Annotated in this window: 13 protein-coding genes; 4 read left to right on the forward strand and 9 right to left on the reverse strand. The window is 66.0% G+C overall.

Annotated features, from left to right (window positions below; translation table 11 throughout):
• Window positions 1-229 precede the first annotated feature (229 nt).
• Window positions 230-1567 carry an OprO/OprP family phosphate-selective porin gene (locus ACOTSS_RS10690; protein WP_448688148.1) on the reverse strand — a complete coding sequence of 446 codons (1338 nt, stop codon included), beginning with the start codon at window positions 1565-1567 and terminating at the stop codon, window positions 230-232.
• A 207-nt stretch (window positions 1568-1774) separates the two neighbouring features.
• On the opposite strand from ACOTSS_RS10690, the gene ACOTSS_RS10695 reads away from it, so the two are divergent.
• Window positions 1775-2677: an SDR family oxidoreductase gene (locus ACOTSS_RS10695; RefSeq protein ID WP_448688149.1), complete on the forward strand. Its 903-nt coding sequence runs from the start codon at window positions 1775-1777 to the stop codon at window positions 2675-2677.
• A 269-nt stretch (window positions 2678-2946) separates the two neighbouring features.
• A complete protein-coding gene (locus tag ACOTSS_RS10700; protein WP_448688150.1) occupies window positions 2947-4011 on the forward strand; it encodes a hypothetical protein in 1065 nt (354 codons plus the stop codon).
• 99 nt (window positions 4012-4110) lie between these two features.
• Here ACOTSS_RS10700 and ACOTSS_RS10705 read toward each other — a convergent pair whose 3' ends face one another.
• The 7 genes from ACOTSS_RS10705 to ACOTSS_RS10735 form a co-directional block, all read right to left on the reverse strand.
• On the reverse strand, window positions 4111-4458 hold the full coding sequence (locus tag ACOTSS_RS10705) for a DUF2794 domain-containing protein (RefSeq protein WP_448691331.1): 348 nt from the start codon (window positions 4456-4458) through the stop codon (window positions 4111-4113).
• 264 nt (window positions 4459-4722) lie between these two features.
• Window positions 4723-5436 (reverse strand): serine O-acetyltransferase, encoded by a 714-nt coding sequence (gene cysE / locus ACOTSS_RS10710; protein WP_448688151.1) that lies wholly within the window; start codon window positions 5434-5436, stop codon window positions 4723-4725.
• Window positions 5437-5521: 85 nt separating this feature from the next.
• A complete protein-coding gene (locus tag ACOTSS_RS10715; RefSeq protein ID WP_448688152.1) occupies window positions 5522-6163 on the reverse strand; it encodes a hypothetical protein in 642 nt (213 codons plus the stop codon).
• A gap of 123 nt (window positions 6164-6286) precedes the next feature.
• Entirely contained in the window at window positions 6287-7684 is a 1398-nt protein-coding gene (locus ACOTSS_RS10720) for a pyruvate dehydrogenase complex E1 component subunit beta (RefSeq protein ID WP_448688153.1), read from the reverse strand.
• A gap of 1 nt (window position 7685) precedes the next feature.
• Window positions 7686-8756 (reverse strand): pyruvate dehydrogenase (acetyl-transferring) E1 component subunit alpha, encoded by a 1071-nt coding sequence (pdhA, locus tag ACOTSS_RS10725; RefSeq protein WP_448688154.1) that lies wholly within the window; start codon window positions 8754-8756, stop codon window positions 7686-7688.
• A 214-nt stretch (window positions 8757-8970) separates the two neighbouring features.
• Window positions 8971-9255 carry a hypothetical protein gene (locus ACOTSS_RS10730; protein ID WP_448688155.1) on the reverse strand — a complete coding sequence of 95 codons (285 nt, stop codon included), beginning with the start codon at window positions 9253-9255 and terminating at the stop codon, window positions 8971-8973.
• A gap of 118 nt (window positions 9256-9373) precedes the next feature.
• Window positions 9374-9670, reverse strand: a complete 297-nt coding sequence (locus ACOTSS_RS10735) for an FtsB family cell division protein (RefSeq protein ID WP_448688156.1) — start codon at window positions 9668-9670, stop codon at window positions 9374-9376.
• Between the two features lie 15 nt (window positions 9671-9685).
• On the opposite strand from ACOTSS_RS10735, the gene ACOTSS_RS10740 reads away from it, so the two are divergent.
• Entirely contained in the window at window positions 9686-10210 is a 525-nt protein-coding gene (locus ACOTSS_RS10740) for a hypothetical protein (protein ID WP_448688157.1), read from the forward strand.
• A gap of 10 nt (window positions 10211-10220) precedes the next feature.
• Here the strand turns inward: ACOTSS_RS10740 and eno are convergent, their stop codons facing one another.
• Window positions 10221-11495, reverse strand: coding sequence for a phosphopyruvate hydratase (gene eno, locus ACOTSS_RS10745; RefSeq protein WP_448688158.1), 1275 nt, complete (start codon window positions 11493-11495; stop codon window positions 10221-10223).
• A 206-nt stretch (window positions 11496-11701) separates the two neighbouring features.
• Between eno and ACOTSS_RS10750 the strand changes: the two genes are divergently transcribed.
• Window positions 11702-12250, forward strand: coding sequence for a hypothetical protein (locus tag ACOTSS_RS10750; RefSeq protein ID WP_448688159.1), 549 nt, complete (start codon window positions 11702-11704; stop codon window positions 12248-12250).
• Window positions 12251-12252: the final 2 nt, after the last annotated feature.

Here is a 12252-nt window from a genome sequence, read left to right on the forward strand (position 1 = left end):
GTTCGCGGAGCCCGGCGACAATAAACCGGAAAGCCGGGTTTCTCTGCTCGTCACCCCGGACCTGATCCGGAGTCCCGCTAGATACCGAAGCCAGTCGATGCCTCAAAAAGCGGGACCCCGGATCAAGTCCGGGGTGACGAATGTCTGAAGCCGACCGATTGCGGCCATACCTTCTCCCCTCCCTAAAAGGGAGGGGAATGGCTCAAATCCACCCCCGAAGCCGCTCCAATCAGAAGTCGATCTGCGTCCGCAGCCCGAAGGTGTCGGCGGTATAATCCCGGTCGCCCGTCGCGGTCGCGACGCGGGCGTCGTCGATCCACAGCTTGCCGTAGTTGGCGGTCAGGCGGATATAGTCGATCGGCGCCCAGACCAGCGACAGCAGCGCCGCCTGCTGGCGGCCGCCGACCAGCCCCGCGTCGTTGAGGTCGAGGTGATCGTAGCGCGCGTTGAGCTCGATCGCGCCGATACCGCCCTCGGTGATCGGCTTCGAGGGCTTGAGCCGGTCGAAGGCGCCGTCCTTGTACCCACGGCGGTCGCCGGGGGTCAGCACCATGCCGACCTCCGCATAGCCGCCGAAATAGGTCGGGTCGACCGACGCGCGGCGCTGGACCGTCTGCCAATAGCCCTCGCCCGCCGCATGGAACGGCCCCGCGATCACCGCGGCCTCCAGCCCCATGCCGCGTTCGCCCTTGGCGTCGAGCTCGCCCGTGTCGACGAGGCGCACGTCGGTCGTGTGGGCGAAGGGCCGCGCCCGGTAGCGGACGGTCGCCGCGGGATTGCCGAGGTCGCGCAGATGCAGCGAGCCACCGAGGTGCAATTGCACGTCGCCCAGCTTCGGCATCCACACCGCGCGCCCGTCGACGCTTATGCTGCGATTGTCGTCGTCGAGCAGGTCGCGGGCGTTCGCTCCGAACACCCCGCCCTGCAGCAGCACCGCGCCGCGCTTGTACTGCGCCGACAGGCCGACGCGGCGTTCGAAGCCGAACGCCTGCGAAAAGGCCGCGCGCTCCATCGCGCTGGTGAACAGGTCGCTCGTCATCTCGTCGAGCGACCAGAAGGGTTTGACCTGCCCCACGGTGACCGAGAGCGGGCCCGTGCCATAGGTGAAATAGACGTCGGTCAGCTCGACCGCATTGTTCGCGATATCGGCCTCGACGCGGTAGGAAAAGCCCCCGGGGATCTTGCCGGCGACGCCCAGATAGACGCGGCGGAACTCGGTCGCGAGGCCGCTTCGGATACCGGCGCCGTCGGGTGCGTCGACCCCCGCGATGTCGATCTGCACCCGGCCGCGCGGCTTGAAGCTCCAGCCGTCGGCGGTCTTGATCTCGGGTGCGCCTTTCCACGCGATCTCGGTCGCGGGCTTCGCGGTCACCGGCGGAGTGCCGGGGGCGGGCGCGGTCTGCGCGGCGTCGAGCCGGGCTTCGAGCGTCTCGACCTTGGCGCGCAGCGACGCGAGCTCGGCGCGCAGCGCCGCCGCTTCCTCGGCGCTCATCGCCTGCGCATGCGCTTCGGCGGGCATCGCGAACATCGTCGTCGCCAGCAGGGCGGCGGTCAGGCGGGTGCGCATGCGGTGTTGCTCCATTGCGTAAGGGTGACAATCTGGGGGCGCTGTTATGACCGATAGATGACAGTTGCACGTCAATTGGGTGACATTTCGGTGACAGGCGCGATTTCTTTCGCCTTCCTTTCGCCCCTTGCCAGCGCGCCGCGAACGGCTAAGGACAAGCCAGTTTTCATGGGCAACCCATCGGGGCCCCTGCTTTGGGAGTTCATCATGACGATCAATTTTGACGGACGCGTGGCCATCGTGACCGGCGCCGGCGGCGGGCTCGGCCGCGCCTATGCGCTCGAACTGGCGCGGCGCGGGGCGAAGGTGGTCGTCAACGACCTCGGCGGCGCGCGCGATGGCACCGGCCATTCGGACGCGGCGCTGGCCGTCGTCGAGGAAATCCGTGAGGCGGGCGGCACCGCCATGTCGAACGGCGGCAGCGTCACCGAATATGACCATATGGCCGAGATGGTGGCACGCGCAAAAGAGGAATGGGGCGGCGTCCATATCCTGATCAACAACGCCGGCATCCTGCGCGACAAGAGCTTCGCGAAGATGACGATGGAAGATTTCGACCTCGTCGTGCAGGTCCACCTGCTGGGCAGCGCCAACGTCACCAAGGCGTGCTGGGACCTGATGCGCGAGCAGGCCTATGGCCGCATCCTGATGACCGCCTCGTCGACCGGGCTCTACGGCAATTTCGGGCAGGCGAATTACGGCGCCGCGAAGCTGGGCCTCGCGGGGCTGACCAAGACGCTCCACCTCGAAGGCGCGAAATATAATATCCGCTGCAACACGATCGCGCCGGTCGCGGGAACGCGGATGACCGAGGACATCTTCCCGCCCGAACTGTTCGAGAAGTTCACGCCCGAAAATGTCGTGCCCGCCGCGCTGTTCCTCGTCAGCGAGGATGCCCCCACCAACATGATCGTCGGCGCGGGCGCGGGCGCCTATCACGCCGCCTATGTCACCGCGACCCCCGGCGTCGCGCTGCCCGAGGATGAGCGCACCCCCGAAGGCATCGCGGCGGCGTGGGACAGGATTATCGACCGCAACGGCGAGATCGTCCCGCAGTCGGGCAGCGAGCAGTCGATGATCGTGATGAAGGCGTTGCAGGCGCTGGGGTGATGGATTGACCTCCCTGCGGCGCAGCCGTGGGGAAGATAGGGTGCCAGCCGGTCGCATCGTTTGACGGGCGAAGCGTGATTTTTCCTGCCTCGTCACCCCGGACTTGATCCGGGGTCCCGCTTTCCCGCCGTCGCTTAGCGGGACCCCGGATCAAGTCCGGGGTGACGATGATAGGTTGGGCACCCCGCAGCCACACTGTATTGACACACTAACACGCCCATGCGATAACCACCGCGGGGCAAGGGGATCGGTCTAGAAGGACGACCCCGATGTATAGTGAAAGCGACCTGCAAGCCGCGGTCGATGCCAGAGTGTTGACGCCGGAGGCCGCCGCGGCTTTCCGGTCGCACATCGCGTCGGCCCGCTCCGCCCCCGGCGCGGACGAGGAACATTTCCGCCTCATCACCGGATTCAACGATATTTTCGTCAGCATCGCGGCGGTGATCCTGCTCGTCGCGGTGGCGTGGATCGGCGATTCAATCCATCCGGCGCTCGCCGGCGTCGGCGTCGCCGCCACGGCGTGGGGCCTCGCCGAATATTTCACCCGCCAGCGCCGCATGGCGCTTCCCAGCATCGTCCTCGTCCTCGCCTTTGCCGGCGGCGTGCTCGGTTCGATGATCGGCTTTCTCGTCAAGCATGGCGAAGATATTTTCGGCCGCCATCCCGACGAATCGGTGATCGCGATTGTCGCCGCGGCGATGGCGCTGATCACCGCGGCCGCGACCTGGCTGCACTGGAAGCGTTTCATGGTGCCGATCACCGTCGCCGCGGGCAGCGCCGCGCTCGCCGGGACCGCGATCGCGCTGATCCTCGCGGTGGTCGGCGGCGCCGACAAGCCGAATGTCGACCTGCTGATGTCGCTGGTGCTCGTCGCCGGACTCGGGGTCTTCACGATCGCCATGTGGTGGGACCGTAGCGACCGGGTGCGTCAGACGCGTCGCAGCGACGTCGCCTTCTGGCTCCACCTGCTCGCCGCGCCGATGATCGCGCACCCGATCTTCCACCTGCTCGGCGTGACCCAGGGCGACAATATCTCGAGCGGCGCGGCGGTGCTGGTCGTCGGCATCTATGTTCTGTTCGGGTTGGTCGCGCTGGCGATCGACCGCCGCGCGCTGCTCGTCTCGGCGCTCGCCTATGTGCTGTTCGCGCTGACCCAGCTGTTCCAGACCTTCGGCGCGGTCGAGCTCAATGTCGCGCTGACCGCCTTCGTGATCGGCTCGGCGCTTCTGCTGCTCTCGGCCTTCTGGCAGAACGCCCGCGCGGCGGTGGTCGGGGTGCTGCCCGCCCATCTGGCGAGCCAGCTGCCGGCGACGGTGCGGCCTGTGCAGGCATGATCCCTATCGTCATCCCGGCGGAGGCCGGGATCTCTCCGGCGCGTCATGCTCCGATGGCGAGATCCCGGCCTTCGCCGGGATGACGGCGTAGGGGCGCCGTCAGCCCCCAACCAGCTTCATAAGCTTGCGTTCGACGGGGGCGAGCACATTCGAAAGCTCGTCCCCGCGCTTCAATATCGCCCCGCCTTCGGAGACCAGCGCCCACATGCCCTGGCGGCTCCGTAAGGCGGGGCGTTTTTCGATGCGATATTCGGGGCGCTCGGCGGTGCGGCGAAAGGCCGAGAAGATCGCGACATCGCGCTGGAAATCCATCGCATAGTCGCGCCATTTCCCCGCCGCGACCATGCGGCCGTAAAGGTCGAGGATGCGGGTCAGTTCGTGCCGGTCGAAACCGGTCTGCAGCGGGATGGTCCGCGGGGTGTGCGGCCAGGGCGTGACCGTTCCCACAGGGTCAGAATCCATTCATTGCGCGTTCGAGGCGTCGAAATGGCGAAGATATCGGCTTCGGGCGGATGCAGCGGGTAGTGGTTCTACCCGCAAAGCCGCCCGAAGCCGAGATCGAAGCCATTTCGGCGTCCCTGCGGGATTTGACCGATTTTGTCCATGGCCGCGTCAGCGAGCCTTGGAATATTCTCATATGCCTGCGCCTCGCTTCCTCGCCCTGAACAAAATCGCCTCAAACCTCGAACGCGCAATGAATGGATTCTGACCCTAGGCGCGGGTCCGGCTCCCTTTGCGCCGCGGCGCGTCATCCCCTTCGGCATCGCGCTCGGCGATCAGCGCCGCGAGCTGCTTCTGCAACTGCTCGAGCTGGCACTGGAGTATCTCGATCTTCTGCGTCGCGGGGTCGAAGGTCTCGCTGCACGGCGTGCCATAGGGGACGAACTCGCGCGCATATTCGGCGGCGTCGACCAGCGTCGAGCGCGCCGGGATGCCGACCATCACCGCGCCTTCGGGCACGTCCTTGGTCACCACCGCATTGGCGCCGACGCGCGCGCGTTCGTGGACGGTCACCGGGCCCAGTATCTGCGCGCCCGACCCGACGATGACGTCGTCGGCGAGCGTCGGATGGCGCTTGCCGCCGATGCCGTTGGCGGGGTCGGTGCCGCCCAGCGTCACGTCCTGATAGATGGAGACATTGTCGCCGATCTCCGCCGTTTCGCCGATGACGACGCCGAAGCCGTGGTCGATGAACAGGTGGCGGCCGATCTTCGCGCCTGGATGAATGTCGATCCCGGTCAGCCAGCGCGCCAGATGATTGACGAAGCGCGCGAGGAAAAACAGGTCGGCCTCGAACAGCCAGTGCGCGACGCGGTGCATGCCGACCGCGAGCAGCCCCGGATAGAGGAGGATTTCCCAGCGCGACCGCGGCGCAGGGTCGCGCGCCTTGATCGAATCGAGATAGGCGACCAGCCCGTTGAACATCGATTGTCCCCTGCGACCCTATTTCTGTACCGCGCAAGATAGATGTTCGGCGGCGCCATTTCCACCCCCGGCGCATTTTATTCGATCAGCGGCCGATAAGCCCGATCCGCAGCAGCAGCAGTCCCTCGCGCCGCCAGCGCCGCTCGCCGCCGCGCGCCGCGATGGTGCCCGCCCAGCGATCGAGCATCAGCAAGGCGCGCGCTCCGGCGAAAGCGGCGCGCGGCGGCGCGGGCGCGCCGCGCGCCGCCGCGAACAGATCTCGCGCCGCGGTTTCGTCCTCCTGCAAGGCCGCGCCCCAGACCAGGCCCCAGCGGTTTCCGGCCGCGTCGGACGCGCCCGCCAGGCGGAACAGCGCGGCACCGAAGGCCTTCGCCGCATCGCGCCGCGCCTCGCCGCTTTCAGCGAGCAGCATCGCCTCGGCGGCGTCGGCGAGGGCGCCGAGCCCGCCCTGCCCCGCCCAGCTCGCTTGCAGTTCGGCGAGCAGCGGCTCGCCCTTGGGCAGCGCGGCGGGGTCGCTCGCGAGCAGCGCCAGCATGTCGCGCCACCAGGCGAGCTTGATCTGCCCGATCAGCGGCTCGCGCGCGTCATGGAGCAGCTTCGTCAGCCGCTCGGCAAGCGCCCACAGCGTCGCGAGCGCCGCGCGCCGTTCGCGCGGCACCGCGACCGTCACGCGCGGGTCGCGGAGGTCGGGGGTGAGGCTGGGTTCGGATTCAGCGGTGCGGTTCATCCGGGACGCGCTATCATCCCATTACCGTCATTGCGAGCGCAGCGAAGCAATCTCCAGCCGGCGACCTGTAGACCGATGGCTGGGGATTGCTTCGTCGCTTCGCTCCTCGCAATGACGAGGACGTCAGCCGCGGTTGGTGACCGCCTTCACCGCCGCGATCACGCGCGGGGTGTCGACCAGCGCCGCCTTTTCGAGATTGGCGGCGTAGGGCAGCGGCACGTCCTCGTTGCACACGCGGGTAACCGGCGCGTCGAGGTCGTCGAAGCCCTGCTCCATCGCGACCATCGCGAGTTCGCTGGCGATCGAGCAGGTCGGCCAGCCTTCCTCGACGATCACGAGGCGGTTGGTCTTTTTCAGGCTCGCGAGCACCGTCGCGGTGTCGAGCGGGCGCAGGGTGCGGAGGTCGATGACCTCGGCCTCGATCCCCTCGCCCGCCAGCGCATCGGCGGCTTCGAGCGCGAGCCCGACGCCGATCGAATAGCTGACGATGGTGACGTCGCCGCCTTCGCGCATGATTCGCGCCTTGCCGATCGGCAGCACGAAATCCTCGACCTCGGGCACGTCGAAGCTGCGGCCGTAGAGCAGCTCGTTTTCGAGGAAGACGACCGGGTCCTCGCTGCGGATCGCGGCCTTCAGCAGGCCCTTCGCATCGGCGGCGTCATAGGGCGAGATCACGATCAGGCCGGGGACGCTCGCATACCAGGGCGCGTAATTCTGGCTGTGCTGCGCCGCGACGCGGCTCGCCGCGCCATTGGGGCCGCGGAACACGATCGGGCAGCGCATCTGGCCGCCCGACATATAGTTGGTCTTCGCCGCCGAGTTGATGATGTGGTCGATCGCCTGCATCGCGAAGTTGAAGGTCATGAACTCGATGATCGGGCGAAGCCCGCCCATCGCCGCGCCGGTGCCGAGCCCTGCAAAGCCATATTCGGTGATCGGCGTGTCGACGACGCGCTTGTCGCCGAATTCGTCGAGCAGACCCTGGGTGACCTTGTAGGCGCCCTGATATTCGGCGACCTCCTCGCCCATCACGAAGATGCGGTCGTCCTTCCGCATCTCCTCGGCCATTGCGTCGCGCAACGCCTCGCGCACGGTGAGCCGCTGCATCGCGGTGCCGGCGGGGATCGCGGGGTCGGATGCGCGTTCGGCGGGGGCTGGCGCCTTGACCGGCGCGCTCGCGGAGGCGGGGGCTGCTGGCGTCGGAGCGGCTTCGGGAGCGGCCCCGGCTTCCGCTGGGGCGACGTTCTTGGCGGGAGCGGGCGCCGGAGTGGCCTCCTCCCCCTCGCCCGCGATCGTCGCGATCACGGTGCCGACCTTCACATTGTCGGTGCCCTCGGGAACCAGAATCGACGCGATCGTGCCTTCGTCGATCGCCTCGAACTCCATCGTCGCCTTGTCGGTCTCGATCTCGGCGAGGATGTCGCCCGATTTGACCGTGTCGCCTTCCTTGACCAGCCACTTGGCGAGCGTGCCTTCTTCCATCGTCGGCGACAGTGCCGGCATCTTCAGTTCGATCGCCATCTCAATATTGCTCCACCAGCACGTCGGTATAGAGTTCGGGAAGGTCGGGTTCGGGCGCGCTTTCGGCGAAGTCGGCCGCCTCGCTCACCACGCCGCGGATTTCCTTGTCGATCTCCTTGAACTTGTCCTCGGAGATGCCGGCATCCTGCATCAGCTTCTTCAGATGCTCGATCGCGTCCGACTTGTCGCGCACCGCCTGCACTTCCTCGCGGCTACGATATTTGGCGGGGTCGGACATCGAGTGGCCGCGATAGCGATAGGTCTTGAGTTCGAGCAGGATCGGTCCCTTGCCCGCGCGCACCCATTCGAGCGCCGCCTCGGCCGCGCCGCGCACCGCGAGCACGTCCATGCCGTCGACCTGCATGCCGGGGATGCGGAAGCTCTCGCCGCGGCGATAGAGCTGGTCCTCGGCCGAAGACCTGTTGACCGAGGTACCCATCGCATATTGGTTGTTCTCGATCACGAAGATGATCGGCAGCTTCCAGAGCTCGGCCATGTTGAAGCTCTCGTACACCTGGCCCTGGTTCGCGGCGCCGTCGCCGAAATAGGCCATGGCGACGCCGCCGTCGCCGCGATATTTGTGCGCGAAGGCAAGGCCCGTGCCGAGCGACACCTGCGCGCCGACGATGCCGTGACCGCCATAAAATTTATGCTCGACGCTGAACATGTGCATCGAGCCGCCCTTGCCCTTCGAGATGCCGGCCTGACGCCCCGTCAGCTCGGCCATGATGACCTTGGGGTCGATGCCGTAGGCGAGCATGTGGCCATGGTCGCGGTAGCCGGTGATCACGCTGTCCTTGTCGCCGTCGAGCGCCGACTGCAGGCCCACGGCGACCGCTTCCTGGCCGATATAGAGGTGGCAGAAGCCGCCGATCAGGCCGAGGCCGTAGAGCTGGCCGGCCTTTTCCTCGAAGCGGCGGATCAGCAGCATCTCGCGATAGAATTTCTCGAGTTCCTCCGGCGACGCTTCATAGGGCGCGGGGTCGCGGGGCTTCTCGCGATTGGTCGTGGGAGCTGGGGTGGAAGCGGATTTTTTTGGCGCGGCGGGTTTGCGCGCGGGTGCTTTGGCCAAGGCGGGGTTCCTTTGCATTTTAGCCGTTACGGCAAGGCCCCCTATAGGAGGGGCCCGCCCTGTTTGGCAACGCCCGCATGGGCGGCAGAGCGCACGCGCGTTACGTATGCAATTTTTGCAATCGAAGGTGCAAACGCAAAGCCCCTCCCCGTTCAGAGGCGATTGCATCGTTTGCAAATGCACGGCTGCTTTGGGGTGGGAAGCGGACGGCAGACTAATCAGAATTTTGGTGTCGGGCGTGGAGCCACTCTTCCCAAGCATTTGCGGGATCGATGTCAGGAAAACCTCTGCTTGCGGCAAGCTGTTCAGCGCGAGACCGTTTCATCGTCATGCAGACAGCCCCATCGCGTATATCCAGCACTTCGGCCTCGGTGAGCGCAGATCCCTTCGCAGTCTCGTGCTGCTGAAGTAACGTAATAAGGGGCGGGAAAGGAACCGGTATGATCGGATCGTCCCCCGCGGCTTCGGCGTTACCAAACAGTCCAGAGATCCAGTTCATGCGCGAGCCCCATAACAGATTTGGATCACGCTAAGCGATGCTCGCAATGTCCGCAATCGGTCGACATCGGACGCAGTCTGCATAGAATATACCCCTCTTCCGAGGGGCGTGCCAACGTTCAGGGCTTCTCGTTCCCGTCCATCGGGATCGCGATTTCGTCGGGGTGCATCACACCCAGCTTCTCGCGCACATATTCGTCGGCGAGGTCGGGGTCGACGCGGCGGCGATCGAGCAGGTTGACGCGGTTCTGGAGTTCGTTCTGCTTCTTGGTCAGTTCGGTCAGCACGACGCGCTTCTTATCGACCGACTGGCTGTAGTCGCCCCAGGCATAGAGGCCGGTCGGCCCGAAGATGATGTAGCCGATCATCGCCGCCACCGCGATCACCGCGACGGTCGGACCGATGGCCCGGTTCACCGATTTGCGGACTTTGTGGCGCTGCGTCATCAGGGCCTTGAATCAGAGTTGATTCGCGGCGTCAAGACGCAGCAGGCCGCGAACTACTCCGGTCATCGGATTCCGTGCTGCCATCGCCGCGCCATCATGCTTGAACCGGTCAGCCGGCGTGATATCGTTCAGGTCATGGCCGTCAGGATTGCAAACCTCGTCACGTTTGGCCTTTGCCTGCTCGCAGTGGCCTTGATCGTCGCGGGATTACCAGCGGCCCTTGATCACTATACCCATGAACCCGAAGATGTTTGGCTGCTTGAAATCGAGTTGGCGTATTGCTTGATGCTCGGCACCCTCTGCTTTGCTAATGCGCGCGCGACTTCGAACCATCGGTCGTCCAAACGCCGGCTTCTGGCGTATTGCAGCGGCATGATGGTTCTTTTGATCCTCGTACTAATGATCGTCGGGCGCCAAGACCCGATAGTGATCCTGATCGGTTGCCTATCGTTGATCGGCCCCATCGCGATGATCGCCGGGGCTGATAGCCTCGATAGCCGACCACTCTAATCCGATCACGTCACCCGAAAATCGCCATCCCCGGATAGCGCGCCATGTCGCCCAGTTCTTCCTCGATACGGATGAGCTGGTTGTATTTCGCGAGCCGGTCCGAACGCGCGAGGCTGCCGGTCTTGATCTGGCCGCAGTTGGTCGCGACCGCGAGGTCGGCGATCGTCGAATCCTCGGTCTCGCCCGAGCGGTGCGACATCACCGCGGTGTACCGCGCGCGGTGCGCCATATCGACCGCATCCAACGTCTCCGACAGGGTGCCGATCTGGTTGACCTTGACGAGCAGCGAGTTGGCGAGACCGGTCCTGATGCCCTCTTCGAGCCGCGCCGGATTGGTGACGAACAGGTCGTCGCCGACGAGCTGGCACTTGTCGCCGACGAGGTCGGTCAGCGCCTTCCAGCCCGCGAAATCATCCTCGCTCATCCCGTCCTCGATCGATTTGATCGGGTAGTCCTTGACCAGCGCGGCGAGATAGTCGGCCATCTGTTCGGGGCTCAGCGACAGCTTCTCGCCGCTGATCTCATATTTGCCGTTTTTGAAAAACTCGGTCGCGGCGCAATCGAGTGCGAGGACGACGTCGCTGCCGAGCTTGAAGCCCGCCTGCTCGACCGAGGCGGCGATGAAATCGAGCGCGTCGCGCGTCGAGGCGAGGTTCGGCGCGAAGCCGCCCTCGTCGCCGACCGCGGTGGCGAGGCCCTTTTGCGCGAGGCCCTTCTTCAGCGTGTGGAAAATCTCGCTGCCCCAGCGCACAGCGTCGGCGATGCTGCCCGCGCCGACCGGCATGATCATGAATTCCTGAACGTCGATCGGATTGTCGGCATGCTCGCCGCCGTTGATGATGTTCATCATCGGCACGGGAAGCGTGCGCGCCGAGACGCCGCCGACATAGCGGTAGAGCGGCAGTCCGCGCGCATCCGCCGCTGCTTTTGCGGCGGCGAGGCTGACCCCGAGAATCGCGTTGGCGCCGAGGCGGCCCTTGTTGGGCGTGCCGTCGAGGTCGATCATCGCCATGTCGAGTTCGCGCTGATCCTCGGCATCGAGGCCGATCAGCGTCTCCGCGATCTCGCCGTTCACCGCCGCGACCGCCTTGGTAACGCCCTTGCCGAGGTAGCGCGCCGTGTCGCCGTCGCGCAGTTCGACCGCCTCGTGCGCGCCGGTCGAAGCGCCCGAGGGCACCGCGGCGCGGCCGAAGCTGCCGTCCTCGAGCAGCACATCGACCTCGACCGTGGGGTTGCCCCGGCTGTCGAGAATTTCGCGGCCGTGGATGTCGATGATGGCGGTCATGGATGTCGTCCTGCTGGCGGCCGCAAAAGAGCCGGGTGGGAAAGGCGCCCGCCTGTTATCGGCGGCTCGGCACGAGCGCAAGACGCATAGGAATTTTGCGGCGCTATGGAACCATTGCGCGCGCCTTGCTATATATTCTGACAGGACCAAAAAGGGACGCGCACGACCGGCAGGCGTGACGCCCGGAACGAGAAGAGGACATGATGATGGCAAAGGCCGCTACTCCCGCGACGAAGAAAGCCGCTGCTCCCCGTCCCAAGGCGCCCGCGAAGGCCGGCGCGACCAAGGCGGCGCCCGCGCGCAAGCCGGCGACCGTGAAGGCCGCGAAGGATCATCCGATCCGCGACCAGCTCGCCGCGACGCGCGACACCATCAAGTCCGAAGCGTCGAAGAAGGCCGCATCGTTGAAGGACGAAGCGACGGCGTTCAAGAACCAAGCCTCGGCCAAGGCGCGCGACGCCGCGGCCAGGGGCAAGGACAAGGCGGCCGAAGCCGTCGGCAGCCTCGCCAAGATGCTCGAGGACAGCGCCGGCACCGTCGACAGCAAGTTTGGCAAGCAGTACGGCGACTATGCCCGCTCGGCCGCCTCGACCGTCGCCGGCCTCGCCTCGACGCTCGACAAGAAGGATCTCGACGAGCTCGCCGCGTCGACCAAGGACATGGTGAAGAAGAATCCCGCGGTCGCCGTCGGCGCCGCCGCGGTGCTCGGCTTTGTGCTCGCCCGCATGCTGAAGGGCGGATCGAACAACGGCTGATC

Source organism: Sphingopyxis sp. NJF-3, assembly GCF_053514865.1.

Excerpts from the sequence above, each read along its gene's own strand:
- ACOTSS_RS10690 (WP_448688148.1), bottom strand. The coding sequence starts at position 1,567 with ATGCGCACCCGCCTGACCGCCGCCCTGCTGGCGACGACGATGTTCGCG.
- ACOTSS_RS10695 (WP_448688149.1), top strand. The coding sequence starts at position 1,775 with ATGACGATCAATTTTGACGGACGCGTGGCCATCGTGACCGGCGCCGGC.
- ACOTSS_RS10700 (WP_448688150.1), top strand. The coding sequence starts at position 2,947 with ATGTATAGTGAAAGCGACCTGCAAGCCGCGGTCGATGCCAGAGTGTTG.
- cysE (WP_448688151.1), bottom strand. The coding sequence starts at position 5,436 with ATGTTCAACGGGCTGGTCGCCTATCTCGATTCGATCAAGGCGCGCGAC.
- ACOTSS_RS10715 (WP_448688152.1), bottom strand. The coding sequence starts at position 6,163 with ATGAACCGCACCGCTGAATCCGAACCCAGCCTCACCCCCGACCTCCGC.
- ACOTSS_RS10720 (WP_448688153.1), bottom strand. The coding sequence starts at position 7,684 with ATGGCGATCGAACTGAAGATGCCGGCACTGTCGCCGACGATGGAAGAA.
- ACOTSS_RS10730 (WP_448688155.1), bottom strand. The coding sequence starts at position 9,255 with ATGAACTGGATCTCTGGACTGTTTGGTAACGCCGAAGCCGCGGGGGAC.
- eno (WP_448688158.1), bottom strand. The coding sequence starts at position 11,495 with ATGACCGCCATCATCGACATCCACGGCCGCGAAATTCTCGACAGCCGG.
- ACOTSS_RS10750 (WP_448688159.1), top strand. The coding sequence starts at position 11,702 with ATGGCAAAGGCCGCTACTCCCGCGACGAAGAAAGCCGCTGCTCCCCGT.